The 25,139-nt window shown below is 72.4% G+C and carries 22 protein-coding genes; 12 read left to right on the top strand and 10 right to left on the bottom strand.

From position 1 onward, the window contains the following. Nucleotides 1-14: 14 nt before the first annotated feature. From ACIPYS_RS26440 to ACIPYS_RS26430, 3 genes are all read right to left on the bottom strand, one after another. The gene (locus ACIPYS_RS26440) at nt 15-965 is read right to left on the bottom strand and encodes an SIS domain-containing protein (protein ID WP_400750294.1); all 951 of its coding nucleotides are present in this window, start codon (nt 963-965) and stop codon (nt 15-17) included. A gap of 160 nt (nt 966-1,125) precedes the next feature. Next, the gene (locus tag ACIPYS_RS26435; RefSeq protein ID WP_400750292.1) at nt 1,126-2,058 is read right to left on the bottom strand and encodes a 1-phosphofructokinase family hexose kinase; all 933 of its coding nucleotides are present in this window, start codon (nt 2,056-2,058) and stop codon (nt 1,126-1,128) included. Further along, on the bottom strand, nt 2,055-3,146 hold the full coding sequence (locus ACIPYS_RS26430; RefSeq protein ID WP_093864215.1) for an ROK family protein: 1,092 nt from the start codon (nt 3,144-3,146) through the stop codon (nt 2,055-2,057). Before ACIPYS_RS26430 ends, ACIPYS_RS26435 begins: the two co-directional genes overlap by 4 nt. Nucleotides 3,147-3,439: 293 nt before the next feature. Here ACIPYS_RS26430 and ACIPYS_RS26425 point away from each other — a divergent pair, with 293 nt between their 5' ends. Next, nucleotides 3,440-4,240, top strand: a complete 801-nt coding sequence (locus ACIPYS_RS26425) for a DeoR/GlpR family DNA-binding transcription regulator (RefSeq protein WP_093864216.1) — start codon at nt 3,440-3,442, stop codon at nt 4,238-4,240. Nucleotides 4,241-4,377: 137 nt separating this feature from the next. Further along, the gene (locus ACIPYS_RS26420; RefSeq protein ID WP_093865450.1) at nt 4,378-4,815 is read left to right on the top strand and encodes a glutaredoxin domain-containing protein; all 438 of its coding nucleotides are present in this window, start codon (nt 4,378-4,380) and stop codon (nt 4,813-4,815) included. 52 nt (nt 4,816-4,867) lie between these two features. On the opposite strand, the gene ACIPYS_RS26415 is transcribed toward ACIPYS_RS26420, so the two are convergent. Further along, nucleotides 4,868-5,851 carry a GNAT family N-acetyltransferase gene (locus ACIPYS_RS26415; protein ID WP_400750288.1) on the bottom strand — a complete coding sequence of 328 codons (984 nt, stop codon included), beginning with the start codon at nt 5,849-5,851 and terminating at the stop codon, nt 4,868-4,870. Between the two features lie 246 nt (nt 5,852-6,097). On the opposite strand from ACIPYS_RS26415, the gene ACIPYS_RS26410 reads away from it, so the two are divergent. The 5 genes from ACIPYS_RS26410 (at nt 6,098) to ACIPYS_RS26390 (ending at nt 13,072) form a co-directional block, all read left to right on the top strand. Continuing rightward, the gene (locus tag ACIPYS_RS26410; protein ID WP_400750285.1) at nt 6,098-6,613 is read left to right on the top strand and encodes an RICIN domain-containing protein; all 516 of its coding nucleotides are present in this window, start codon (nt 6,098-6,100) and stop codon (nt 6,611-6,613) included. 294 nt (nt 6,614-6,907) lie between these two features. Further along, the gene (locus ACIPYS_RS26405) at nt 6,908-7,399 is read left to right on the top strand and encodes a DUF2975 domain-containing protein (RefSeq protein WP_400750283.1); all 492 of its coding nucleotides are present in this window, start codon (nt 6,908-6,910) and stop codon (nt 7,397-7,399) included. Beyond that, nucleotides 7,399-7,701 carry a helix-turn-helix domain-containing protein gene (locus ACIPYS_RS26400; protein WP_400750281.1) on the top strand — a complete coding sequence of 101 codons (303 nt, stop codon included), beginning with the start codon at nt 7,399-7,401 and terminating at the stop codon, nt 7,699-7,701. Before ACIPYS_RS26405 ends, ACIPYS_RS26400 begins: the two co-directional genes overlap by 1 nt. A 219-nt stretch (nt 7,702-7,920) precedes the next feature. Then, complete coding sequence (locus ACIPYS_RS26395) at nt 7,921-8,436, top strand: RICIN domain-containing protein (RefSeq protein WP_093864220.1); 516 nt, start codon at nt 7,921-7,923, stop codon at nt 8,434-8,436. Between the two features lie 367 nt (nt 8,437-8,803). Beyond that, entirely contained in the window at nt 8,804-13,072 is a 4,269-nt protein-coding gene (locus ACIPYS_RS26390) for a hypothetical protein (RefSeq protein WP_400750276.1), read from the top strand. Nucleotides 13,073-13,185: 113 nt separating this feature from the next. On the opposite strand, the gene ACIPYS_RS26385 is transcribed toward ACIPYS_RS26390, so the two are convergent. Next, nucleotides 13,186-14,430 (bottom strand): PP2C family protein-serine/threonine phosphatase, encoded by a 1,245-nt coding sequence (locus ACIPYS_RS26385; RefSeq protein WP_400750273.1) that lies wholly within the window; start codon nt 14,428-14,430, stop codon nt 13,186-13,188. Nucleotides 14,431-14,919: 489 nt separating this feature from the next. On the opposite strand from ACIPYS_RS26385, the gene ACIPYS_RS26380 reads away from it, so the two are divergent. Then, nucleotides 14,920-16,164 (top strand): alpha/beta hydrolase family protein, encoded by a 1,245-nt coding sequence (locus ACIPYS_RS26380; protein WP_400750270.1) that lies wholly within the window; start codon nt 14,920-14,922, stop codon nt 16,162-16,164. A gap of 179 nt (nt 16,165-16,343) precedes the next feature. Here the strand turns inward: ACIPYS_RS26380 and ACIPYS_RS26375 are convergent, their stop codons facing one another. Next, on the bottom strand, nt 16,344-17,000 hold the full coding sequence (locus ACIPYS_RS26375) for a winged helix-turn-helix transcriptional regulator (RefSeq protein WP_400750267.1): 657 nt from the start codon (nt 16,998-17,000) through the stop codon (nt 16,344-16,346). Between the two features lie 87 nt (nt 17,001-17,087). Here ACIPYS_RS26375 and ACIPYS_RS26370 point away from each other — a divergent pair, with 87 nt between their 5' ends. Together ACIPYS_RS26370 and ACIPYS_RS26365 are read left to right on the top strand one after the other, a co-directional pair. Beyond that, nucleotides 17,088-18,506 (top strand): MFS transporter, encoded by a 1,419-nt coding sequence (locus tag ACIPYS_RS26370; RefSeq protein ID WP_400750264.1) that lies wholly within the window; start codon nt 17,088-17,090, stop codon nt 18,504-18,506. Between the two features lie 216 nt (nt 18,507-18,722). After that, on the top strand, nt 18,723-19,565 hold the full coding sequence (locus tag ACIPYS_RS26365; protein WP_400750469.1) for an undecaprenyl-diphosphate phosphatase: 843 nt from the start codon (nt 18,723-18,725) through the stop codon (nt 19,563-19,565). A 142-nt stretch (nt 19,566-19,707) separates the two neighbouring features. On the opposite strand, the gene ACIPYS_RS26360 is transcribed toward ACIPYS_RS26365, so the two are convergent. Next, nucleotides 19,708-19,911, bottom strand: coding sequence for a DUF397 domain-containing protein (locus tag ACIPYS_RS26360; RefSeq protein WP_093864226.1), 204 nt, complete (start codon nt 19,909-19,911; stop codon nt 19,708-19,710). Next, on the bottom strand, nt 19,908-20,594 hold the full coding sequence (locus ACIPYS_RS26355; protein WP_400750260.1) for a DUF5753 domain-containing protein: 687 nt from the start codon (nt 20,592-20,594) through the stop codon (nt 19,908-19,910). Before ACIPYS_RS26355 ends, ACIPYS_RS26360 begins: the two co-directional genes overlap by 4 nt. 147 nt (nt 20,595-20,741) lie before the next feature. On the opposite strand from ACIPYS_RS26355, the gene ACIPYS_RS26350 reads away from it, so the two are divergent. Then, nucleotides 20,742-20,867 carry a hypothetical protein gene (locus tag ACIPYS_RS26350; RefSeq protein WP_286158608.1) on the top strand — a complete coding sequence of 42 codons (126 nt, stop codon included), beginning with the start codon at nt 20,742-20,744 and terminating at the stop codon, nt 20,865-20,867. 585 nt (nt 20,868-21,452) lie between these two features. Then, on the top strand, nt 21,453-22,241 hold the full coding sequence (locus ACIPYS_RS26345; RefSeq protein ID WP_400750256.1) for a phosphotransferase: 789 nt from the start codon (nt 21,453-21,455) through the stop codon (nt 22,239-22,241). Between the two features lie 659 nt (nt 22,242-22,900). Here ACIPYS_RS26345 and ACIPYS_RS26340 read toward each other — a convergent pair. Both ACIPYS_RS26340 and ACIPYS_RS26335 read right to left on the bottom strand, forming a co-directional pair. Further along, the gene (locus ACIPYS_RS26340) at nt 22,901-24,166 is read right to left on the bottom strand and encodes a sensor histidine kinase (RefSeq protein WP_400750254.1); all 1,266 of its coding nucleotides are present in this window, start codon (nt 24,164-24,166) and stop codon (nt 22,901-22,903) included. Nucleotides 24,167-24,170: 4 nt separating this feature from the next. Continuing rightward, on the bottom strand, nt 24,171-25,067 hold the full coding sequence (locus tag ACIPYS_RS26335; RefSeq protein ID WP_400750252.1) for a response regulator transcription factor: 897 nt from the start codon (nt 25,065-25,067) through the stop codon (nt 24,171-24,173). Between the last annotated feature and the right edge of the window lie 72 nt (nt 25,068-25,139).

Here is a 25,139-nt window from a genome sequence, read left to right as displayed (position 1 = left end):
GTACGGGCGGGCGTTCACGCGGTGGCGGGGCCGAGGATCACGGAGCGGGTCAGGTTGCGGGGGCGGTCCGGGTCGTAGCCGCGGGCCTCGGCGAGCAGCACGGCGAGCCGCTGGACGAGGATCAGGTCCGCGAGCGGGTCGAGCGAGCCGGGCTCGGACCCTGAGGCCTGCCGGAAGAGCCCGCCGACCCGGGCGACGTCGTCGGCGAGGCCCTGCGGGGCGGGGCCGAACAACCAGGCGACCCGGCCGGGGCCGGTGATGCTGATCGGGCCGTGGCGGTACTCCATGGCGGGATAGGCCTCGGTCCAGGCGCCGGCGGCCTCGCGCATCTTCAGGCCGGCTTCGAGGGCGAGCCCGTACGTCCATCCCGTGCCGAGGAAGGTGAACTGCTCGGCGCCGATCAGTTCGGGAGGCAGTGGGGTGTCGAGGGCCGGCGCGGCGTCCCTGACGGCTTCGGCCACCGGGCGCACCCCGGCCGGCCGGGCGCCCTCGGCCTCCAGATGGGCGCGCAGCAGGACGAGCGCGGTGGTGGCGAACCGGGTCTGGACGACGGATTCCTCGTCGGCGAAGTCGAGCACGACGGCGTGGTCGGCGGCCGTCATCACGGGGGTCGCCGGGTCGGCGGTGATCGCGGTGGTGGGGACGGTGCCGCGGAGCTCGGCCAGCAGGTCGACGACCTCGGTGGTGGTGCCGGAGCGGGTCAGGGCCACGACACGGTCGTAGCCGCGGCCGAGGGGGAACTCGGAGGCTGCGAAGGCGTCGGTCTCGCCGTGGCCGCCGCTCTCGCGCAGCCGGGCGTAGGCGTGGGCCATGAACCAGGAGGTGCCGCAGCCGACCACGGCGACCCGCTCACCGCGGCGCGGCAGCGCGCCGGTGTACGAGCCGGCGGAGCGGGCCGCTCGCGCCCAGGTCGCGGGCTGCGAGGCGATCTCGACCGAGGTGCGGGAGGTTTCGAAGGCGGTCACGCGGATTCCTTGCCGTGAGAGGGCGGAGGGGGAGGCGATGAGGTTGAAGGTGGTGCCCGGTTGCTCAGCATGCTGTTTCACGAGCACTGTTTCTGTCAAGAACTGCTCGCAATTAGCATCTATCAATCACAATCAAGCAACTGTGGCGGCGTGAACGAAGTCACCGCTCCGGGGCCGCCGGGACCGCCTCGACGACGACCCGGGGGAGCAGCCGCCGGAACACGGCGGAGTCGACCTCGCCGGCGACCGGGCAGGGGACGGCGGCGGCCGACAGGGCCACCGCCGTGCGGAGGATCTCCGGCCAGGCCGAGCCCGCCGCCAGCCCGGCGGCGACCGCGGCCACGCAGGCATCGCCGGCGCCGGTCGGATTTCCGGCCAGCCGTTCGGGCGGCGCGCCCCGCCAGGTGCCGTCCGGGGTGACGGCGTGCAGACCCTCGGCGCCGGCCGAGGCCACCACCGCGCGGGCGCCCAGGGACCGCAGCGCGGCGGCCGCGCGGGCCGGGTCCGTGAGCCCGGTCGCCGCGGCGATCTCCTCGGCGTTGGGCTTGACCACGTCGGGCCCGGCCGCGAGAGCCCGGAGCAGGTCCGGGCCGCTGGTGTCGAGCACCGTGAGCGCACCGGCCGCCGCCGCCGTGCGGACGAGCTGCGCGTAGGCGTCCGCCGGGAGACCCGGCGGGGTGCTGCCGCTGAGGACCACCACGCGTGCCGTCGCGGCCAGGGCGGCGTAGCGCCGGTGGAAGAGCTGCCACTCGGCCGCGGTCACCGTGGGCCCGCGCCCGTTGAACACGGTGGCGTCGCCGTCCGCGCGCGAGACGACGGCGAGGGTCCGGCGCGACTCACCGGCCACCTCGACGAACTCGCCGCGGATCCGGGTGCTGCGCAGGCCGTCGAGGATCCGGCGGCCGGTGGCCCCGCCCACCAGGCCGGTGGCCACCGGGTCGTGGCCGAGGCCGCCGAGCACCCGGGCGACGTTGATCCCCTTGCCGCCTGCCCGTTCCTGCTCGCCGTCGACGCGGTGGGAGGTCCGGGGCCGGAGGCTGTCGACGGTCCAGGTGACGTCGAGCGCGGCGTTGAGGGTGACGGTGAGGATCATCGGCCCGGGACCCCCGCCGGGCCGTCGGCCCCTGCCCGGTCGTCGGCCCCCGTCCGGTCGTCGGCCACGGGACGCCCGGTGGGGGAGCCGGCGGCCACCGGAGCGCCCTCGGCCACGGGGAGCCCTGCCGCCCGCCACGCCGCGAGGCCCGCGCCGAGACAGGCCGCCCGGTCGCCGAGCGCGGCCCGCACCACGACCGGACGGCGCTGGAAGGTCAGACGCTCCGCCAGTGCGCCCCGCACGGGGTCGAGCAGGAGCCGGTCCGCCTCGGCGAGACCGCCGCCGAGCACGATCAGTTCCGGTGCGAGCAGGGTGGTGGCGGTGGCCAGTGCCTCCGCCAGTGCGGTCGCGGCCCGGTGCCAGACCGCGCCTGCCACGGGGTCGCCCTGCGCGGTGAGGGCGGCCACGTCGGCGGCGCCGGACACGGGCCGCCCGGTGCGCGCGGTGTAGGCGGACGCCACGGCGGCGGCGGAGGCCACCGTCTCCAGGCAGCCGGAGCCGCCGCAGGCGCACGTCCCCTCCCCGGACGCGACGGGGATGTGGCCGATCTCGCCCGCGTACCCGCCGGCCAGGACCGGTCGGCCGTCGCAGACGAGGGCCGCGGCGATGCCGGTGCCGATGGCGACGAACAGGACGTCGTCCGCCCCGCGCGCTGCCCCCATCGCGCATTCGGCGACGCCGCCCGCGCGGACGTCGTGGGCCAGGGTGACCGGCAGTCCGGTCCGTTCCTCCAGCAGGGCGGCCAGCGGGAGGTCGCTCCAGCCGAGGTTCACCGACCGGACGGCGCGCCGGCGGGCGTCGTCGACGATGCCGGGGACGGCCACTCCCGTGTGCCGCACCGGCAGGCCGGACCCGGCGGCGGAGCGGTTGAGGTCGAGCAGGGTGTCGGCGACGGCGTCGAGGACGGCGGAGGGCCCGTCGGTGCGCGGGGTGGGCCGGTGCACGGTGTGCAGCGGACGCATGCCGTGGTCGAGCACGGCGCCCTTCATCCCGGTGCCGCCGACGTCGAGTGCGATCACGCAACCTGGCCGGCGGCCGTCGGTGGAGGGTTCGGCCGGGGTCGGTGAGGTGTTGCTGATCAAGGGCATCGAACCATCCTGGATGATCGAAGATGCGCGCTGATGGCGCCAAAGCTGCGAAAACATTCACAGTGGATGAGCGCAGTATCGAGGCCGAAGGCCTGTCGAGTCCAGAGCCCGGCCACCGAATGTCCGGTGACGTGCGCGGCTCGCCCGGGCCACGCATGGCCCGGCGGTGCGGCGATACGATCAACTCCGCGCACACGTCCCGGGGCGGCGGACCGGCCGCCAGGGGCGGCCGAACCGGATCCCGCAGAGGCGCGGCGCGGTGCCGGAGTTCCGTTCGAAGAAGGGTCGCGCGCATGTCCAAGCAGGAGCGGTGGAGCAAGCTGCTCGAACTCCTCGCGGTCGACGGCAAGCTCGACGTCGACGAGGCGGCCGTCTCGGTGGCGGTGTCCCCGGCGACCATCCGGCGCGACCTCGACGAGCTGGCCGAGCAGCGGCTGCTGGTCCGCACGCGCGGCGGGGCGATCGCGCACGGCGTCTCCTACGAGCTCCCGATGCGCTACAAGTCCTCGCGGCGGGTGTCGGACAAGCAGCGCATCGCGACCGCCGTGGCCGAACTCCTGGGCGAGGGCGACGTGGTCGGGCTCAACGGCGGCACCACCACCACCGAGGTGGCGCGGGCACTGGTGCTCCGGGCCGGCGGGGGCCCCGCGGAGCGGGGCGAGGCGGCCTCCCGGCCGGTCTACACCGTCGTCACCAATTCCCTGAACATCGCCGGTGAACTCGCGGTCCGCCCGCAGTTCAAGCTGGTGGTGACCGGTGGCGTGGCGCGGCCGCAGACCTACGAACTGGTCGGGCCGCTGACGGAGGGCGTACTGAACCAGGTGGTCCTCGACGTCGCCGTGCTGGGTGTGGACGGCGTCGACCCGAGACTAGGTGTGATGACGCACCACGAGGACGAGGCCGGCATCAGCCGGCTGCTCGCGGAGCGGGCCCGGAAGGTGATCCTCGCGACGGACTCGTCGAAGATCGGCAGACGCGCCTTCGCCCGGATCTGCGGGCTGGACCGGATCGACGTGCTGGTCACGGATTCCGGTCTGACGCCCGACATGGCGGCGCGGTTCACCGAGGCGGGGATCGAGGTCGTCGCGGTCTGACCCTCCGTCGCCCCGCGCCGCCGACGGTTCGAGGCGCTCCGCCACCCTGAGTCGTTCGCGCGAACAACAGCGGTGGACGTGCCGGCGCCGACGGTCGGAGGCAGGAGCGGGCCGACCCGTTGGTAGCCTGCACCACCGTGATGCGCTCATGGATCCTGTCATTGCTCTTCGCGCTCAGCGGCTCGGCGGTCGCGGCCGGGACGGCCCGCTCGGGGAACCCCGGCGCGGCCGCCGGCGTCCTGGTGGCGTTCCTGGCGCTCGCGGGCGTGAACTCGCCCTTGATCTTTCCGGCGTCGGTCGGCGCGGAGGAGGCGCAGCGCCGCAGCGCGGCCGACGGCCGGCCGGTGATCTACTGGCGGCCGGGCTGCAAGTACTGCATCCGGCTGCGCGTCCGCCTGGGCCGCAGCGCCCGCCGGTTGCACTGGGTCAACATCTGGAGCGACCCGGCGGGCGCCGCGGCCGCTCGGGCGGCCAACGACGGCAACGAGACCGTGCCGACCGTCGTCGTGGCAGGCCGTCCCCGCACCAACCCCGATGCCGAATGGGTGCGCGAACAGCTCTCCCGCACGATGTGATGAGGCACGGTCGGGTCCTGTGGACCGGGCCGGCAGTCCCATGACCGGTCGATCAGGCGAGCGACCTGCGGTATCGGACGTACTCGTTCTGCCGCCGGAACCCCACACTCTCGTAGAGGTCGTAGGACCGGTGCGGATTTGCCGTGCCCGTGAACAGCCGGGCGGTCGTTGCACCCTGCTCGCGAAGGCTCCGCAGCCCGTCCAGCAGCAGGGCCCGGCCGACTCCGAGGCGTCGGTGGTCCGCCCGGACACTCAGCTCTTCCACCTCGCCCACCGTGGGGTCGTGACGACGGACGGAGCAGAGCGCGACACCGACCATGTCCTGCCCGTTCCAGGCGGCCCGCCAGCATGCCGGGTCGGCGGTGTCGACGAAGTCCTGGAAGGGCCATCCTTGGGCAAAGTCGGTGTCCGCGTACGAGTCGACGACCGTCTTCCAGGCCGCACGGTAGTGGCTCGTCCCGATCGGCCCGGTCCGTATCCCGGCCGGCAGTCCGCCGCCCGGCTCGGGCACCTGCCGCAGATCGCCCAGCTCCAGCTCGACCAGGCTGAAGACACGTCGATAGCCGGATGCGCGCAGAAGTGCCGTGGCGTCCGGCTCGGAGACCGTGGCGTTCGCACCGATCACTGCCGTCCGCGCCGTTCCGTGCAGTTCGACGAGCCGGCGGATCCGTTCCTCGGCCCAGCGGAGCATGGCCGAGCCGATGCCCTGACCGCGATGCTCGGGCAGAAGGTGACCTCGGTGCAGGTACAGCCAGGTACCGTCCCGCTCCTGCCACCACCGGATCGTCGAGTAGCCGACGACGACCCCGTCGAGCAGCACCAGGACCTGGTTCTCGGACGGCTCCTCCAGTCCGGCGGAGGTTTCGGCGATCTCGGCCGCCGTGGGGAGCCCTTCCAGCACCGAACGGGCATCGACCCGATCCCGCTCGGCGCAACCCAGCCGCACCGCGGCCATGGCGGCGTGGTCCTCGCCGCCGCGGTACGGCCGGAACCCGAAGCCGGCCGGAAGGTCCTGTCCCGCCCCGCCGTCCGACATGACCTGATGCTCTCGGACTTCGAGGCGGGTCCGCCACCCTGTTTCGCGTCACGGTCGACCGCGTGGTCCACGTGACCACGGTGCCGTGCGGGCCGGATCGCGGCCCGGCCGCGGCGCGGTTTCCGTACGGGACAGAACGACCTTGTGCCTGCTTCGTGAATGGGCATGGACCTGCCATCGATCGTCTGCGACGCTTCTTCTGCTACTCCGGTTCCTCTGTCCTCTCGATCAGAAGGAGCACAGACCGTGGCACGGATCTCCCGCAGGACCTCTGTCGCCGTAGCGGCGGCAGCCATGATCGGCGGTGCGCTGCTCTCCGCGCCCGCCGCCTCGGCCGCCGACCGGGCCGCCCGGGCGGGGCTCGGCTCGTTCCTGCAGAACACCAACAGCGGCAAGTGCCTCAGCCCGGCCGGTGGCGGCGGTGCCAACAACACGCCCACCGTCATCTACAACTGCGACTCCGACCCGTCCCGCCAGTGGTACCTGGTCAACAAGGGCAACAACCTCTGGCAGGTGCTCAACATCAACAGCGGCAAATGTCTGAGCCCGGCCGGCGGCGCGGGCGGCAACAACACCTCCACCGTCATCTACCTCTGCGACGACGACCCGTCGCGGCTGTGGTACTTCAGCGGCAGCTACCTGGTGAACCACAGCAGCGGCAAGTGCCTGAGTCCGGCCGGCGGGGCCGGCACGAACAACACGCCCACCGTCATCTTCAACTGCGACTCGGACCCGTCCCGCGCCTGGCGTTCGGCGTCCTGATTCCGGCCGTCGAAGGCCCGGTCGGGCCGCGGACGCGCGCCCACCGGCGGACCGGCGCTCACTGAGCGCGCCGCGGGGCCGGCACCCGAACGGGTGTCGGCCCCGCGGCGCGGTGGCGGCGGAGACCGAGTGTCGTCGCCCCGCCGTGAACGGCGACGGCCGCGGTGCCGGGCGGTGCCGAGCGGTGCCGCCCGGGGCGGGTCCGGCGGGCTGCTGGGCCGCACCCGGTCCGCCCCTTGCCTCGTCTATCGAAATTCGATAGATTCCCATCGCAACTCGATGGATGGGTGGATCATGGGCAAGCTGACAGTGCGCGCGCTGCGCGCCGTGCTCGTAGTGGTGCTGACCGGCACCGTGTTCGTACAGGCCATGATGGTGTGGGCCCTGGTCGGCGGGAACGATCCGGAGGACGGGACGCTCCCGTTGACGGCGCTGCGCGTGGTGACGGTCCTGGGCATCGGGGCGGCGCAGGTCGCCCTGGTCTGTGTCTGGCGACTGGTGGCGATGGTGCGGCGCGGAACCGTGTTCTCCCACGCGGCCTTCCGCTACGTGGACGGCATCATCGGCGCGATCGTCGCGGCCGCTCTCGTGTGGTTCTCGGTCACGGCCCTGAACGCGCCGGGCCAGCGGGACGACCCTGGCGTCACCCTCATCATGGGCGGGATCGGCCTCGCGATCCTGGGTGTCGCGCTCATCGTGCTCGTGCTGCGGATGCTGCTCGCCCAGGCCGTCGCCCGTGACGTCGAAGCGAACAGGATGCAGGCCGAGTTGAACGAGGTGATCTGATGCCGATCGCGGTCGACATCGACGTGATGCTGGCCCGGCGGAAGATGTCCGTGGGTGAACTCGCGGACCGCATAGGGATCACGCCCGCCAACCTGGCGGTGCTCAAGAACGGCCGCGCCAAGGCGGTGCGATTCTCGACGCTCGCCGCCCTCTGCGAGGTGCTCGACTGCCAGCCGGGCGACCTGCTCCGCTGGGAGGACGAGGAGGGCGAGGAGGGCGAGCGACCCGAACAGGTGGAGCGGTCCGAACGGGCGGAGCGACCCGAACGGGCGGAGGAGCCCGCGCGGCCCGAGGGCGGCTGAGCGACGCCGGTTCGACGGGGCGGCCGATGCCCAGGGGCCCCGTATGCAGAATGACCGGTCCCCGCGCGACAACAGCGCGCGGGGACCGGTCATTTGCGTACTGGTGCGCTGCGCGGACTGTGCAGGATCGCTGCACGCCTCGCACAGTCCGGCTCGCCGGGTGCGGGCTAGATTCGATCCCTGTTGCAGACGACGGCTGTTCCTGATGAAAGGCATGTCATGCGCAAGCCAATAGTGTTCCTGGCGACGGCCCTCCTGGCGGCGGGTTTCCACGCGGCCACGGCTCCGCAGGCCTCGGCGGAAGGCGGTCCCTTCTGGGGCGAGCTCTTCACGCCGGTCGGCCCCGGCACCTGGTACCCCGCGAAGTGCGCCACTCCCAAGGGCAACAGCACGGCGAACGGGACCATCATCACCCTGTGGAACTGCACGGGCGACGAGCTCCAGAAGTGGGACCACGACGGTCACCAGATCTTCCACAAGGCGAGCGGGAAGTGCCTGACCCCGCAGGGCGACGCCTACGGCGTCAACGGTGCGGTGCTCACCCTGTGGCCGTGCGGGGACTACCGCAACACCCCCAGCCAGAACTTCTGGTCCTCGGACTGGTCCATGCACACCAGGTACTCGGACAAGTGCCTGACCAACAAGGGCGGTTCGTCCGGCAACGGCACCTACCTGACCCTGTGGACCTGTGCCGCGGACTTCCCGCCGGAGCAGCACTGGCAGATGCGGTACTGACGGACGGCACCCCGGCGGGCGGGCACCGGACCGGCCTCCGGCCCGGCGGTCCGTCCACCGGGGACCTGCCGGCCGCACCGGATGTGCGGACCGGCCGAGCGGACACCCGCCCCGGCGGGGCACCGGACCTTCAACGTCCCGCCCCGCCGCGGCGAGTGGACCCGGCTGTGCCCGGGCGGGCACAGCCCCCGAACGACGAGATACGGGGACTTCTCTCTTGCGATCCATCCGACGGGCATGCCTGCCGGCCGCCGCGGCGGCCGCCTGCGCGGCCCTGACCGCGGGCCTGCTCCAAGCCCCTCCTGCGGCCGCCGCCGCACCGGCCCCCTCCGCCGGGGCCGTGCCGCCACCCGCCGCCTCCTTACGCGTGGACAGTCCGGACCAGACCCTGGGAAAGGAGTGGAAGGCCTCCGAGGACCGTGCCGTGACCGGCGCGGCCGACGCCGAGGCGTTCAAGATACTCGTCGCCGACGAGGCGGCGGCGTACGAGTGGAGGACGGTCGCCGCGCTCGCGGAGCCCGGGATGCCGGCCGACTCCTGGATCGGCAACCAGTGCGTCATGGACGACTCGCACGTGGCCGCCGTGTACGCCCCGCGCGCCTTCACGAACAAGCCCGACCTGATGCAGGGCGGCGCGTTCACGGCGATCGTCAACACCAGGACGGGCGAGGTGACGAAGCTGCCGTTCACCGCCACGCTCGCCTACTTCGACCCCGCCTGCAACACCACCACGCACACGGCCGCCTTCACCCAGTACCGCGACATGAACGACGCGGCGCAGGTCAAGACCCAGGTCGTCACCGTCGACACGGCGGGCACCGTCGTCACCAGGACGGGCGAGCTGCGGGGGCAGGTGTCGTCGGCGGTGCCGGTGAAGGACGGTGTGGTGGCCGGTCTGGGCCGCGATCTCGTCCGGATCGACGGCAAGGGCACGATCAGCCGGCTCGCCGGGGGCGACAGCATCCCCTTCGACATCCGCCCCATGGCGGACGACCGCGTCGGCTTCGTGGACCGCAAGGACTCGGGGACCGCGCGGGCGAAGGTGTACGGCGGCAGCGGCGACGAGCCGCTCACGGTCGCCACCGGGAACCCCGGCGAGCTGGAGCTGGTGTCCGGCGCGCAGGGGCGCGTCTTCCTCACCGGCCGTCCCCGGACCGTCGACGTGGAGGGGAGCGGAGTCACCCGCCTCGACGCGCCGGCGGGCACCGAGGTCTCCTCCGAGGGCCACCTCGCCGTCGCCCCCGTCCTCACCCCCGGTGTCCGCGCCGGACTGACGCGGATCAAGGCGGCGGGGAAGGGCTTCGACGGGGCGGCCGCCCCCGAGGCGGGTGCCCCCGACCCCTCGGGGACACGTCCCGGGACCCCGGCCCCGGTCGACGGCACCACGACGGTCACCTCGACCGTCACGGCGACGGGCAAGGAGGTCCGGCAGCGGGTCGCCCCGGCGCAGCCGAGCCCCGCCGACGATCCGTCCCCCGCCCTGACCGGCGACGCCGAACCGCGGACGACGCCCCCCACGGCCGCGGCCGCGGGCGCGCCCGACTCCCACGACCCCCGCGACACCGACCGCTGGTGCTCGGTCTCCCGCAACGACATGGGTGTGCAGGCGCTGCAGCCGACGCCCAACCAGGTCGAGTGGGCGGTGGACATGGCCGTCCGCGGCGAGTTGCGCAGCAACTGGATCCGGCAGGGCGACTACCGGGGCCAGGCCGGGCTGCTCACGATCGACCCGCAGGGGCTGTTCCCCCGCCCGGAGCTCAAGGGCGGCGGACGGATCCCCGCCAATGTGCTGCTCGGCATCCTGGCGCAGGAGTCCAACCTGTGGCAGGCCGAGTCCGGCGCGATCCCCGGCCAGACGGGCAGCCCGCTGGCAGCCGTGGACGGGTACTACGGCCACAGCGCGAAGGACACGCTGCTCGGCTACTGGCGCATCAACTGGGACAAGTCCGACTGCGGTTACGGCGTCGGCCAGGTCACCGACGGCATGCGGCTGAAGGGGCACGAGAAGCCCGGCGAGACGAGCCTCGAGCCGGCGCTGCAGAAGGCGATCGCCGTCGACTACGCCACCAACATCGCCGCCTCCATGAAGATCCTCGCCGACAAGTGGAACGAGGTGCACGCCGACGGGCAGCGGATCACGGTCAACAACGACGACCCGTCCCGTCCGGAGAACTGGTTCACGGCGGCCTGGAACTACAACCTCGGCTTCAACCCGAAGTCGGAGGCCGGCCGGAACGGCGGCGCCTGGGGCCTGGGCTGGTACAACAACCCCGCCAACCCGATGTACAAGAAGGGTGCCTGGGACCACCCGTTCATGGATGTGAGCCTCAACCCGAACAACATCCGGGACGCGGCGACCCCGCAGTACTGGCCGTACCAGATGAAGGTGATGGGCTGGTCCGCCTGGTCCATCGACGCCGGCTTCTCCTACGGCACAGACGGACGCCAGGACTGGAAGGGCGAATCGGGCTTCAACTCGGCCGGCTTCAACCCCGCCTGGTGGGCCACCCCCGCCGACCGCTCCCGGGTCAGCCCGCCGATCGGCACCTTCTGCAACACGATGAACAACTGCAACCCCGCCAGCCCGGTGGACTGCCCGGACGAGGCCTGCTACCGCCAGTTCTGGTGGAACCAGGAGAACGCGACCTGGAAGCCCGACTGCAGTCAGACCTGCGGGCACGAGAACATCAAGTACCAGACCCTGCGGGCCGAGCCGGGCCGCGGCTACCGGCTGAAGAACGGCACTCCGGTGTGCGCCGGCGCCCCGGCGGGCTCCGACGTCGTCACCTCGGTCCCCGCCGGCACGCCGACCTGGTCGGCCTGCGGAGCGGCCGCCTCGACGGGCACGTTCCAGTTCACCTTCCACGCCGACATGGACCAGCACTACGAGGCGAAGGCCGATCTGCACTCGATCGGGGGCGGTCACGGCGGCCACTTCTGGTACACCCACACCCGTGACGAGGACCACTACGGCGGCGACGGCAACCGGATGACGATCGTGGGCGAGTGGACGGCGGGCAAGTCGTACGACCTCGCCGCCGTCTACGCCTACGTCCCCGACACCGGGGCGCAGACCAAGGACGCGAAGTACGTCATCAGCGGCGCGGTCGGCGGTCCGTACGAGCGGTACGTCGACCAGAACGCGAACAACGGCCAGTGGGTGTCCCTGGGCGCGTACAGGTTCGGTTCCACGCCGAAGGTGACACTGACGAACTACTCGAAGGCGGGCACCGCCGACCGCGACATCGCGTGGAACTCCGTGGCCTTCAAACCGATCAGGGGCACCTTCGTCCAGCGTTCGCTGACCGCGGCCGCGGTGTTCGACCCGAACCAGGAGCTGAACTCCAACTGGCCGGTGTCGACGGAGATCAACTCGCCCGTGCGGTCCATGAAGGCCCTGTACGACTGGGGGCTGGGCCTGGCCGACCAGGGGCCGCTGTGGAACAACCCGGACGGGGCCGACGCCCACGGTCTGACCTCCGAGGCGCGCTGCCCGACGGCGCAGGCCGTCGGCGAGTGCACGGGGCAGCAGACGTGGGACGTGGCCGACCAGTGGGCGAAGGACATCAGGGCCGGCGGCTGGGCCCCGCGCGCGGACGGTTCCGCCCCCGCGATGTCGATCCCGGTCTGGATGGCGATGTCCAACCTGCGTCCTGATGTCTCCAGGCCCGCTTCCCAGGCCTTCAGCGACCCGAACAGCTACAAGATCAAGTCCGAGGTGAGCGTGACGTTCGTGGTCGGCGAGGACGGGAAGATCGTCGACGGCAGCGCCGGGTCGAACTACCGGGCCCGGGTCGGCAACGCCCACCTGCCCCACTTCGTCACCAGGATCATGAAGACGATCGAGGCGGACTACGGGATCGCGGCACCGGACATCGACTACACCACGCAGGACGCGCTGGAGTACGGCAACGTCCAGATCTCCCACCCCTACACCGACGGTGACACCCCGGGGCAGGCGTACTTCCCGCACTTCCGCGGGGCACGGGTGGACGACGCCAAGCAGTGCGTCGACTTCCGCGCCGTCGGCGGCGGTGTGCACGGCTACCGCGCCATGATCGGCCACAAGTCGGTCAACGACAACGTCAAGGCGTGGGTGGACAAGGTCGACGCGAGCCTGAGGACCAACCACGCGGTGAAGCGGTTCGCCGGCGACGTCTACGCGATGTTCTTCAAGAACACCGGATCCTGGAACAACAACATGGGCGGCTCCATGATCGGCAACGCGCCCCCGATCTGGCAGGACATCGCCGCGGCCTTCTGCGCCGACGGGTCCGTGAAGCCGACGCACTACCAGCGCAACGGCGACGCGACCCCGTCCAACGGGATCGTCTTCCAGTCCTACATGCCCGACCTGTACCTCTACGTCGACGACCGGCTGACCGACAACCTCGGCCGCCCGTCGAACCAGCGAATCAGCGGCGGGGACTGGAGGAACTTCTCCAACTTCCCCGCCACCGCCCCCAACGGCAACGCCTACGGATCCTGCTCGGCCGCCACCCGCGGCAGCGGCGGCAACCCGTGGGCGGTCGACGCCCCGGCTCCGGTCATCGGCGACGGCCCGGGGAACCGGCCGAACAAGGTGGTGCACTGCGACGACGCGGCCAACGAGTTCACCAGCAATCTCACCCGGTGACCGTGTGCGCCGTCGCGTGATGCCGTGACACGACGCGAGGAGAGGGGGAGGCCCGCCACGGGCCTCCCCCTCTCCTCGCGTCGGAGGGACCGGTGGCGTGCGGGCCCCGGCGGTCAGAGGCGCAGGACGATCAGGGCGGTGTCGTCGGTCAGACCGGCCGGCGGGACGAGGTCGGTCAGGAGCGCGTCGGCGAGGGTCTCGGGGTCGGCACGGCGGTGGCGGGAGAGGGAGCGGGCGAGCCGGTCGAGGCCGGTGTCGATGTCCTCGCGCCGGCGTTCGACCAGCCCGTCGGTGTAGAGGACGAGGACGGAGCCCTCGGTGAAGCCGGTCCGGGCCTGGGGGCGCGGGACGTGTTCCGGGCGGGCGCCGAGCGGGGGATCGGTGGCGCGGTCGAGGAAGGCCACGGTTCCGTCGGGGTCGCACAGGGCGGGCGGCGGGTGGCCCGCGCTGCTGTAGGTGAGGGTGTGCCCGGTCCAGTCGACGAAGACCGACACGGCGGTGGCGCTCTCCGCACCGTCGACGAAGCGGGCGTACAGGCCCAGCACGTCCAGGGCGGTGGCGGGACCGCCGGCGACCCGGGAGGCCGCGGACAGGGCGCTGCGCAACTGGCCCATCACACCGGCGGCGCGCAGTCCGTGGCCGACGACGTCGCCGACCGCCAGCGCGACCGTGGTGCGGGCCGTGCCGGGCAGGTCGGCCAGGTCGGCAAGGTCGTACCAGTCGCCGCAGACGTTCAGGGCCCCGGCGGCGGGCCGGTAACGCACGGCCGCCCGGTGGTGGCCGAGCGGGCGCGGCGCGGGGAGCATCGCCTCCTGGAGGTGGAGGGCGACCTCGCGTTCGCGGGCGTGGGCGTCGCGAAGGCGTTCGTTGATCTCCTGCAGCTCCTGGGCACGCGTGTACAGCTCGGCCTCCAGGGCGCGGGTGCGGTCGCCGTCGTGGGAGCCGCGGGCCGTGATCAGGTCCGTGACCTCCTCGACACGGTGCAGCAGCAGGGCCACCGTGCCGTCCGGGGCGAGCACGGGCGCGTTCACGGGGCTCCAGTGCCGCTCGTGCCACACGCCGGGGCGCTCGGGGTCCTGGACGTCGTAGCGCTGCAGGGCCATGGTGTCGCGCTCACCGGTGGCCATGACCCGCTCGAGCGAGGCGTGCAGGTTGCGCACACCGTTCGCCGAGGGGTCGTTGGGGTTGTCGGGGAAGACGTCGAACAGGTAGCGGCCGATGAGCTGCTCGCGGGTGCGTCCGGACACGGCCAGGAAGGCGTCGTTGACGTCCGCGTACACCAGGTCGCGGGTCAGCAGCGCGGCCGGACCCGGCAGCGCCTGGAAGACGGCCTGGTAGTCGATGACGGGTCCGTTCACGATCCACCTGCCCGTGCGGGGGGTCCTTCCACCATAGGAGCGGGCCGCCCGCACGGCACGCTCCCGGGGGCGCGGGGGCGCGGGGGCGCGGCCGCGGGAACGTGCGTCCTGGCGGCTGCGGCGGCGGTCGTGGGCCTGCACGTCGCCCGGACCGCCGCGCGGCCGCGCGGCAGCCGTGAGGACCGCCGCGCGGCCGCGGTCCGGTCAGGGCCCGATGACGTCGATCGTACGGTTGATCGAGGACACCGGCACGAGGATCTTCCTCATACCGAGCAGCCGGGAGTCGCCGCTTCCCGTGGTCCAGCACCGGTCGAACGCCCGGTCCGGCGTCCGGGTGAGGAATTCACGGCCCCGGCTCAGACGGCGGACGGCGGACGGCGGACGGCCGGGGAGGAACCCCCTAGGGGGCGCGAAGGCCCCTTCCCGGAGGGGGCAGGTCCACCGCTGAGCGGACGTCAGTTCCTGTGCCCGCGACCTACCGTCGCCGGTATGAGACGACTTCGCGCCACCGTCGGCGCGGCAGCCCTGCTGCTTGCGCTGCCCCTGTCCGTCGCCGCCGCCGGCCCGGCCCCGGCCGCACCGCCGCCGACCGGATCCGCCGCTGCCTCCTCCGCCGCCCCCGCGTTCGGTGCCGTCCCCGCGTTCGGTGCCGCCGCATCCGGCGGCCCCGCCACGACGAGCGACCCGGCCGCCGTCCGCATCGAACTCCCGCGCCCGACCGGACCGTACGCGGTCGGACGGGAGATCCTGCACCTGGTGGACCAGGACCGTCCGGACCCGTGGGTGCCCGCCGCCGGTCCGCGCCGGCTGATGGTCTCGATGTACTATCCCGCCCACGCCGGCACGGGCGGCCCGGCCCCCTACATGACCGCCGCGGCGGCCCGCGCGATGATGGACACCCGGCTGCCGGGCAACACCCTCCCGACCGAGGTCCTCGCCGGTGTCCGGACCTGGTCGGCGACCGGCGCCCGTCCACAGGGCGGCCAGTACCCGCTGGTGGTGCTGTCACCCGGTTTCGTCGACGCGCGGACGGTCGTCACCGGCCTCGCCGAGGATCTGGCCAGCCGCGGTTACGTCGTCGCGCTGGTCGACCACACCTACGAGAACACCGGCACCACCTTCCCGGACGGGCGGACGCTGCCCTGTGTGATGTGCGGCGTTCCCAAGGACTGGTCGAAGGTGGACGAGAGCCGGGCGAAGGACGTCTCGTTCGTCATCGACCGACTGACCGGCCGCCCTCACCCGGCGTGGCGCTACGCCCGGATGATCGACCGCGACCGGATCGGCATGGCCGGTCACTCCGCCGGTGGCGCGGCCGCCGTCCCGGCCCTGCTCACCGACTGCCGGATCCGGGCCGGGGTGAACCTGGACGGAACCATGGACGTCCTGGTCCCCGCCACCGGGATCGGCGGCAAGCCGTTCCTGATGATCGGACACTCGCTGGACGGCGAGGCCGAGGACGAGAGCTGGGAGAAGAGCTGGCCCCGCCTCGACGGCTGGAAGCGTTGGCTGACCGTCGAGGGCACCGACCACCACAGCTTCACCGACTTCCCGGTGCTCATCGACGGACTGGGCCTGCCCCCGCAGCCCGGCACCACCATCGCGAGCGGGCGCGCCGTCGATCTCACCCGTCGGTACGTCGCCGCCTTCTTCGACCTTCAGCTGAAGGGCGTCCGGCAGCCGCTGCTCGACGGACCGAACGCGGCCGACCCGGAGGTGGGGTTCCACCCCTGACCTCCGGTCCGCGGACATGTCGGTCCGAGCGGCCGGCATGACGATCCGCGGGCGTGCTCGTGCTCGTGCTCGTGCCGATCGCGTGCGGCGACCCGCGGTCCTGATCGCACGACGGGGCGGGGTCGGCCCGGGAGCCCAAGAGCTCCTCGGTGCCGGCCCCGCCCCTTCTCTGCTCCGGTTCATGGTGCGGACGCCGCGGCACTGCCGGGGACGGTGGGACCCCGGTGGTCCCAGCCCGGGGAGCGGACCTCCAGGCTGACGTCCGGGCTGCGCACCTCCACCCCGCAGGTGCGGCAGGTCCAGGCCGCGTCCAACGGGTGGCCGGGGCTGTCCGGGTCGTCCGGGGCGTCCGGGGCGTCCGGGGCGTCCGGGCCGTGCGGGTCGTGCGCGTCGTCCGGGCCACCCGGGTCGTGCCGGTGCTCCGGGTGGCCCGTGTGCTCCGAGCGCCCCGGGTGGTGGTGCAGCACCACGGGCGGCTCGGGCGACAGCCAGCGGTCTCCCCAGGCGAGCAGGGCCTGGGTGAGCGGGGCGAGGTCCCGGCCGGCCTCGGTGAGGTGGTACTCGTAGCGCGGCGGACGCTCGCTGTAGGCGCGGCGTTCGACCACGCCGGCCTCCTCCAGGGCGCGCAGCCGGGCGGTGAGCCGGTCGCGCGGGGCGCCGGTGTTGCGGGCGATCCGGTCGAACCGGTGATTGCCGTAGAAGAGCTCGCGCACGGCGAGCAGCGCCCACTTCTCGCCGAGGACCTGCAGCGCGGCCGCGATGGAGCAGGGGCGGCCCGGCAGGGCGGTGGTGGCGGGGCGGTCGGCCGGTGTGCGGGCATCGGTGTGCGGGGTCACTCCACCAGCCTGCCACAGTGGGTTGCGTATTCAAACTCACTGCCGCTAGCGTTCCGGGCCATGAAGTCAGTTGGAATATCAAACCCAGTGGCTGGGCCGACCGTGCCGACCCTGCCGGCCGACCGGGACCGCCCCCACCGCCGCGCCGTGTTCCTGGTGCTCGCCGCCGCGGTCTTCGTCTCGAACCTCGACCTGTTCATCGTCAACGTCGCCGTCCCGGCGATGCAGCAGCACTTCCACGGCAGCAGCCTGGCCACCCTGTCCTGGGTGCTGAACGGCTACGCCATCGTCTTCGCCGCACTGCTGGTCCCCGCCGGACGGCTGGCCGACCGCATCGGCCACCGGACGGTGTTCCTCGCCGGCCTGGCCGTCTTCACCGCCGCCTCCGCACTCTGCGCCCTCGCCCCGGCCGTCGGCTGGCTCGACGCCGCCCGGGTCCTCCAGGCGGCGGGCGCCGCCGCGCTGATGCCGACCTCACTGGCCCTGCTGCTCGACGCCACACCCGCGGCCGAGCGCCCCGGCGCCATCCGGGCCTGGGCCTCGATCGGCGGGATCGCCGCCGGCCTCGGCCCGGTGCTCGGCGGACTGCTGGTCGAGGCCGACTGGCGGTGGGTGTTCATCGCCAACGTCCCGGTCGGCATCGCCGCCGTCGCCGTCGGTACCCGGGTACTGCCCGGGCTGCGCGCCGAGCGGAACGGGCCGCTGCCGGACCTCTTCGGTGCCGTCCTGCTCACCGCCGCGATCGCCACCCTCACCGTGTCCCTGGTCAAGGCCGACGAGTGGGGCTGGCTCTCGGTCCGGGTCCTGGGCGGCCTGCTCGCTAGCGTCCTGCTGACCGCCTGGTTCCTGCGCCGCTCCGCGCGGCACCACGCCCCGATCGTCGAACTGCCGCTGCTGCGCGTGCCGGTCTTCGCCGCCGCCAACACCTCGGCCCTGCTGTTCACCCTCGCCTTCGCCGGCATGCTGCTGACCTCGGTCCTGTGGTGCCAGCAGGCCTGGGAGTACTCGGCGCTGCGCACCGGACTCGCCATCGCCCCCGGGCCGCTGCTGGTGCCCCCGGTCGCCCTGGGCAGCGCCGTACTGGTGCGCCGGCTCGGCCCCGGACGGGTCGCCGCGCTCGGCACCCTGCTCTTCGCCGCCGGGATCGGCTGGTGGACCGCCGCCGTCGGACTCCGGCCCGGCTACGCCATCGAACTGCTGCCCGGACTGCTGCTCACCGGCCTGGGCGTGGGACTGACCCTGCCCACCCTGATCGGGTCCGCCGCCGCGGCGCTGCCGCCCACCCGTTTCGCCACCGGCTCGGCGATCACCACGATGGCCCGGCAGATCGGCGCGGTGGTGGGCGTGGCGCTGACGGTCGGCCTGATCGGCACCCCGCACGGGCCGCAGGCCGCGCTGGACGGCTTCCGGCGCGGCTGGACGCTGGTGATCGCGGCAGCGCTGCTGGCGTGCGCGGCGGCCCTGGTGCTCGCGGCCGTTCAGCGCCGTGCGGCGGATCGGCGGTAGCGGACCCCCGTCGGCGACCGTGACCTGCGTCTTCAGGAAACGTTCAGCCTGCCTCCGCCATGCTGGCCGCGCCCCCGGGCCACCCGGGAGCGCGAGCGCCGCGCAGCCGGGGGCAGGCAGCCCGTTCCGGGGCCGTCACCCGGGGCTCCTCCTCCGAGCGGAACGGGAAGACACGATGCGAAGCGAACAGCGGGCATGCGCGGCGGGTGTCCGGTGATCGGCTGGTTCCACGCGGCCGTACTCGGCCTGGTCCAGGGGCTCACGGAGTTCCTCCCGGTCTCCTCCAGCGCCCATCTGCGGGTCTTCTCCGCGCTCCTGGGCTGGGACGACCCGGGCGCCGCCTTCACCGCGGTCACCCAACTCGGCACCGAGTCCGCGGTCCTGATCTACTTCCGCAAGGACATCGCCGCGATCGCTTCCACCTGGATCCGTTCGCTGTGGACGCCCGCACTGCGCCGGGACCCGAACGCGCGGACGGGCTGGTTCGTGATCGTCGGCACCCTGCCGATCGCGGTGCTGGGCAAGCTGTTCCAGGACACGATCGAGACCCAGCTGCGGGACCTGCGCATCATCGGTACCACGCTGATCGTCTTCGGCCTGGTCCTGGCGGCCGCGGACCGCAGCAGGGCCGTCCGCAGCGCCCGGCAGATCGACTCGCTGACCTTCCCGCATGCCCTGGTCTACGGCGCAGCCCAGTCACTGGCGCTGATCCCGGGCGTCTCGCGGTCGGGCGGCACGATCAGCGCGGGCCTGTTCCTCGGCTACAGCCGGGAGGCCGCGGCCCGGTACTCCTTCCTGCTGGCGATCCCCGCGGTGCTCGCCTCCGGCACGCTCGAACTGTTCAAGATCGGCGAGGGCCCGGCGCCCGCCTGGGGACCGACCGTCCTCGCCACCCTGATCGCCTTCGCCGTCGGCTACGCGGCGATCGCCTGGTTCCTGAAGTACATCTCGCACCACAGCTTCCTGCCGTTCGTGATCTACCGGATCGCTCTCGGCATCCTGATCATCGCCCTGGTCACCGCCGGCGTGCTCGCCCCGACCGCCGGCACGGTCCACTGACCCGCCGGCCACGGCGGGTTCGCCGCCCTCGCCGCCGCCGTGGTCCGTCCGGACGGACCACGGCGGCGGTGGACGGTGGTCCCGAGGAACCCCGCCGCACTGTTGCGACGGGGTCCGGTCGGCAGGCCTCGAGGAGACACCATCAGACGGCGCCGAACTCCCCATTGCGCACCGCACTGAGGAACGACGAGAACTCGGCAGCCGGGAAGACGAGGGAGGGGCCTTCGGGGTCCTTCGAGTCACGGATCGGCACGATGCCGGCCGAGGTCGCCAGATTCGCTGCAACCTCCACGCAGTTGCCGCCGTTGCTGCTGTACGACGACTTGAACCACTCAGGTTCGCTCACGGCAGGTCCTTCCGTAGATGGCTGATCAGAGCCACAGACTCCACCGGTGAAAGGGCTGCGGCCTGTAGCTGATAGTAGGCCGTCAGAATCGGCACCACGGAGTCACTGTCCCGTTCGAGGTGCCCCTGCTGCGACGACTCGGCGTAGGACATCAGCGACCTGTTCGGCAGCGTGAGAATGTTCACCGGCAGGTCGAAGGCACGGTTCTCGCCTATGGCGTAGGGCGCAACTTGCAGGACTGTATGCGGAAGCGCTGAAAGTTCGGCCAGTAGCTCCAACTGCGCAGCCATGACAGTCGGTCCACCGACGGTCCGACGGACACAGCTCTCGTCCATCACGACGTGCACAAGGGGTGGCGGGTCCCGACGCAGCCGAAGCTGACGGGCCGCGAGGTAGTCCACTCGCTTCTCGGCCTGGTCCTGCGTGACGCTCCCCCGACGCACGGCCCCGGCCGCAATTGCTTCCGCATACTCCTGCGTCTGGAGCAGGCCGGGCACGATCCCGAGATCGAACAAGCGCAGTTCGACGGCCTTCGCCTCCTGGGCTACGTACTCGGCGAACCCTTCCAGCAGTGGAGAGTTCTTGACGTCGTGGGTCTTGCGGGCGAAGACGCCGTCCGTTCCGAAGGCCTTGTCAAGTTTCTTCGAAAAACGTGGAGTTGGCGGCCTCCGATTGGTTTCCACCGCGGAGATGTGCGACGAGGAGTACCCGGACAGTGAGATCGAACCGAACGAGATCGAACGCGAGTTGATAGAGCGGAGCCACGGCTTCGACGAGTGGCACGGCCTGAGTGCGGCAGACCTTCCGTCGTTGGGAAGGGTTCGACAACAATGATCGACTCGCAGGAGGGTACCCCCGCCCCCGGTGAGCCCGACCTCAGCGGTCAGAGCAACGAGCAGTCCGACGACGCCGACGTGCACGATCGTGCCGCCGTCGGGCGCTTCGAGAGCTTCTAGTCCTCCTCGGCCTCGTTCCGTGCGATGCCCGCGTAGGAATGGGGCACCCCCACCTCACCCGAGGAGTCGTCAATGGAGCGGGCCTGCCGGCTCGGCGTCCAAGTTCTCGTCCTGGACCAGAGCGGCACGTCCGTACTGCTGACCTGCTCTCCCGCTTCACCGAGCCGTACATCGAACGTCGTGTCCGGGCGGCCGTCGCGGCTGCGACCCTCGGACACCGGTTTCCGCTGCTCTACCGAGATGAGCCGGTCAATGCGGCGTAGTCCGTCGGTCTGCCCGGCCCGGTCGGTCGCACCATCCCCAGCGCCCGTCCGACCGGGCGTCGTGTGACGGCACCCGGTCGGCGCGGGTTCCGGCCGCCGTTGTCCCGGCGGGCCGTTCGTCACCGATGAGAGAGGACGCACACGCCATGCGAACCAAGATCGCGGGACACACCTCGGAGAACTGCCCCGGGGGCGGGGAGCACTCGTACCAGATGTGGAGTGGCAAGATGCGTTGCGTCAAGTGCGGTCAGACACAGGGCTGATCATGTGATTCGGGGAGGGGTCCCGTTGGGTCCCCTCCCCTCACGGAGAGGGGTCTCGCGTGCCGGATCCGCACGCCGGCTGGGAAGAACTGCCGCAACAGGTGCGGCGGGCGGTGGAGGAGCAGTTCGGTGCGGTGCTGTCCACGCGGACGGTGCCGGAGGGGATCACCTGCCGGACGGCGCTGGTGCTCTCGACCGAGACGCGGACCCTGTTCCTCAAGGGGGTGCCCGTCTCCGATCGGGAGGGCGTGACGGCGCAGCGCACCGAGGTGCAGGTGAACGGGGCGGTGCGGGCGGTGGGGCCGGCGGTGTGCTGGGAGGCTGCTGCGGGCGGTTGGCACCTGGTCGTGTTCGACCACCTGGACGGTCGGCACGCCGATTTCGCGCCCGGAACGGCGGACGCCGGTGTCGTTGCCGATGTCCTGGAGCGTGCTCGGCTGTGCACGGCACCTGTCGGCGTGCAGATCACGCCGTTGGTCGAGCGCTACCGCGCGGTGCTCGGCCCGGGGGACGCCGAACTGCTCTGCGGCTCGGCGCTGTTGCACACGGACACCAACCCGCACAACATCGTGGTCACCGTGAGTGGTGGTCACCTCGTGGACTGGGCGATGCCGGCGGTCGGCCCCGCCTGGGTGGATGCCGCGCAGACCGCTGTCCGGCTGATGGGGTTCGGCTGGCAGCCGAGGGATGCTCTCGGCTGGCTCACTGCGTTCTCCGCGTGGTCTCAAGCCTCTCCGTTGGCCCGCTCCGTGTTCGTGCGTGTGGTGACCAGCGATGCCACAGCCCGGTTCGGTCGGTACGCCGACGGCGAGAACACGCGCTTCCGCGCACTCCTGGCAACCGTCTGACGCCGATGGGCGGAGCCAAGGGTTCATCGGCTCCGTGCGGATCACGAAGCTGCTTTGTGCCGGGAGCAGGTGACCACCGGAGCGTCGGTCCGGAGGTGGGCGCCCGCTTCGCGGGTCGTCCTGCATTCGGCTGTCGTTCGGGAGGGGTGGAAGGGACGGTGTGGCCCAGGCATCGCGGCAGCACCACCCTGTTCGAGTGATCGTTCGCATTAATGTCCCGTGCCTCCGCTGCCGGGCCCGGCAGCTCTCCCATAACGCCCGCTTCAACAACCAGGCGTCCGCGCTGATGCTGAACTGACCGCAGGGACCTGCGCCAGCCCGTCGCCGGTCCGAGCCTCGGTCGGACCGGCGACGCGGCTCGCCCGGCCGGACCGGTCAGAGGAATTCGACGAAGAGCGGGCCTCCATTGACGGGGAAGCTCTTCGTCGTGCAGGTGTCCATGGAGCCGAACACGACGTGGCACCTGTGGGCGCGGTACAGGAAGACGGGGGTGTCCGTATCCCCATGGGCAGGAGTCCGCTGCAGCGGGCTCGTGGTTCGCTGGCCTCGTGGGTGAAGAGGCGCTGGACGAGAAAGGCGGCGTCGCCTTCGTCGGTGGCGAAGATCCAGGTCGCGGTGGCTTCGAGGCGGACCCGACGGCGTTGCCGGGCCGGGCGCGTTCAGCTGTCCGGGAGGTCGAGGGTGGCGAGGGCCCCGCCGTCGGGGGCGTTCGTGAAGGTCAGGCGGGCGTTGAGGACCGCCGCCTGCCCGGTGGCGATGGTGAGGCCGAGGCCGTGTCCCTGGCCGCGTTCGGCGGCGCCGGTGCGGAAGCGCTGCGGTCCGTCGGCGAGGAGGGCGTCCGGGAAACCCGGTCCGTGGTCCCGTACGGTGATCCGGCTGCCGGTGACGGTGACCTCGACGGGGCCGGAGCCGTGCCGGTGGGCGTTGGCGACGAGGTTGGTGAGGATCCGCTCCACGCGGCGCGGGTCGGTGCGGACGGTGGCGGGCGTCGTCAGCCGGAGCCGGACCTCGCCGTCGCCCCTTCTGCTCACCTCGGCGACGAGATCCCGCAGCGGGACTTCGTCGAGTCGGGCGCTCTCGGCGCCGGCGTCGAGGCGGGAGACCTCCAGCAGGTCCTCCACCAGTCCGCGCAGGGTGCGGACCTGGGTGCGGACCAGCTCGGTGGCCTCGTCGCCCTCGGGCAGCAGCCCGGCGGCCGTGACCAGGCCCATCAGCGGGGTGCGGAGTTCGTGGGCGACGTCGGCGGTGAAGCGCTTCTCCGTGGCGAGCCGGCCCTGCAGCGTGGTGGCCATCTCGTCCACGGCGGTGGACATCTCGGTGATCTCGTCCCGGGCGCGGCCCCGGCGGCCGATCCGGGCGTCGAGGTCGCCGTCCGCGATCCGGCGTGCGGTCCGGGACCCGTGGCGCAGGCGCCGGTTCATCCGCTCCGTCGCCAGCACGGTGACGGGGACGACCACGGCCAGGGCGGCGAGGGCGGCCTTGACGATGCTGCGGTCCAGCAGTTGGAGACTGCGCACGGTGGCGCTCATGTCGGTCCTGACGGTGAGCACCCGGCCGTCGTCGACCGGGACGGCCGCCCACATCCAGTACCAGTTCGGTGCTTTGACGTCGTACCAGAGGGAGTACTCGCCCGGAACCTTCGAGTCCTCGACGGCCTGGGCCAGTGGCTGGGGAAGAGCGGCCGGGGACTCGAAGGAGGCGTTGTCGGGGCGCCGGCCGGTGCGGGAGAACTCCTGCTTGGCGGCGGTGAGCTGAACGATCGCCTGATCGCGCCCGGTCCGCTCGCCGCGCTCCGCGGTCGCCCGGTGGACGAGCAGGCCGATCACCAGGGCGACCGCACCGCAGGCGAGTGCGACCAGGGCGGTGATCTTCCAGCGCAGGGAGCGCGGGTCCAGGAGGCGGGGTCCGACGCGTCGTGCGGTCATCGCGTCAGCCCCGCAGGAGCTTGTAGCCGAAGCCGCGGACGGTCTCGATGCGGTCGGCGCCGATCTTCTTGCGCAGCCGGACCACGCACAGGTCGACCACCCGGGTGTCGCCCTCCCAGCCGTAGTCCCACACCTCGCGCAGCAGGTGGCGGCGGTCCAGGACCGTGCCGGGGTTTTCCGCGAAGACCAGCAGCAGGCGCAGTTCGGTGGGCGTGAGGGCGACGGCACGGCCGTCCAGGCTGACGTCCAGGCCGCGCGGGTCGATGGTCAGGCCGCCGAAGGTGAGCAGGTCCGGCACGTTCCCGGTGGGGGAGGGCCGGTGGCGGCCGCCCGGATCGCCCGCCGCGATCCGCTCGTCCCGCAGCGGCTCGTCCCGCACCGGCGCCTCCCGTACGGGCGCCTCCTGCCCGGGAGCGGCTCGCCCGGCCTCCGCCCGTCCGGCGTCCGCCCGCCCGGGCCCCGCGGCCGGGTGGTCGCGGAAGGTGGCGCGGCGCAGCAGGGAGCGGATGCGGGCGACGAGGACGGGGATGTCGACGGGCTTGACCACGTAGTCGTCGGCACCGGCCTCCAGGCCGGACACGACGTCGAGGGCGTCGCCGCGGGCGGACATCATCAGGATGGGGGTGAGGGTCTCGTCGCGGACCCGCCGGCACAGGCTGATGCCGTCGAGGCCGGGCAGCATCACGTCGAGGATCAGGACGTCGTGGGAGCCGGCCCGGACGGCGTCCAGGCCGTCGAGCCCGTCGCCGGTGACGTCGACCCGGTAGCCGTAGCGCTCCAGGGCGAGCTGGACCGAGCGGCGGATGACCGCGTCGTCCTCGACGAGGAGCACGCTGACCGCGTCGGGTACTCGGGTGGCGGACAAGAGCTCTCCGATGTCATGGCCTGGGGGTCGGGTCATCATTTGAGCACGTCCGGGGCCGGTCTTCGGTGTCGGGGGGCTGCTGCGGGGCGCCGGCCACCGGGGGCGGGG

The organism is Kitasatospora sp. NPDC089913, from assembly GCF_044748625.1.
Lineage (GTDB): Bacteria > Actinomycetota > Actinomycetes > Streptomycetales > Streptomycetaceae > Kitasatospora.
Note: the sequence above shows the minus strand (reverse complement) of the source record. Positions and strands in the feature narration are given on the sequence as shown.

What these genes read in the sequence shown, in the direction of transcription:
- ACIPYS_RS26430 (WP_093864215.1), bottom strand. Translation starts at nt 3,146, where the DNA reads ATGCCCTTGATCAGCAACACCTCACCGACCCCGGCCGAACCCTCCACC.
- ACIPYS_RS26425 (WP_093864216.1), top strand. Translation starts at nt 3,440, where the DNA reads ATGTCCAAGCAGGAGCGGTGGAGCAAGCTGCTCGAACTCCTCGCGGTC.
- ACIPYS_RS26335 (WP_400750252.1), bottom strand. Translation starts at nt 25,067, where the DNA reads ATGACCCGACCCCCAGGCCATGACATCGGAGAGCTCTTGTCCGCCACC.
- ACIPYS_RS26380 (WP_400750270.1), top strand. Translation starts at nt 14,920, where the DNA reads ATGAGACGACTTCGCGCCACCGTCGGCGCGGCAGCCCTGCTGCTTGCG.
- ACIPYS_RS26400 (WP_400750281.1), top strand. Translation starts at nt 7,399, where the DNA reads ATGCCGATCGCGGTCGACATCGACGTGATGCTGGCCCGGCGGAAGATG.
- ACIPYS_RS26350 (WP_286158608.1), top strand. Translation starts at nt 20,742, where the DNA reads ATGATCGACTCGCAGGAGGGTACCCCCGCCCCCGGTGAGCCCGACCTC.
- ACIPYS_RS26340 (WP_400750254.1), bottom strand. Translation starts at nt 24,166, where the DNA reads ATGACCGCACGACGCGTCGGACCCCGCCTCCTGGACCCGCGCTCCCTG.
- ACIPYS_RS26435 (WP_400750292.1), bottom strand. Translation starts at nt 2,058, where the DNA reads ATGATCCTCACCGTCACCCTCAACGCCGCGCTCGACGTCACCTGGACC.
- ACIPYS_RS26415 (WP_400750288.1), bottom strand. Translation starts at nt 5,851, where the DNA reads ATGTCGGACGGCGGGGCGGGACAGGACCTTCCGGCCGGCTTCGGGTTC.
- ACIPYS_RS26395 (WP_093864220.1), top strand. Translation starts at nt 7,921, where the DNA reads ATGCGCAAGCCAATAGTGTTCCTGGCGACGGCCCTCCTGGCGGCGGGT.
- ACIPYS_RS26405 (WP_400750283.1), top strand. Translation starts at nt 6,908, where the DNA reads ATGGGCAAGCTGACAGTGCGCGCGCTGCGCGCCGTGCTCGTAGTGGTG.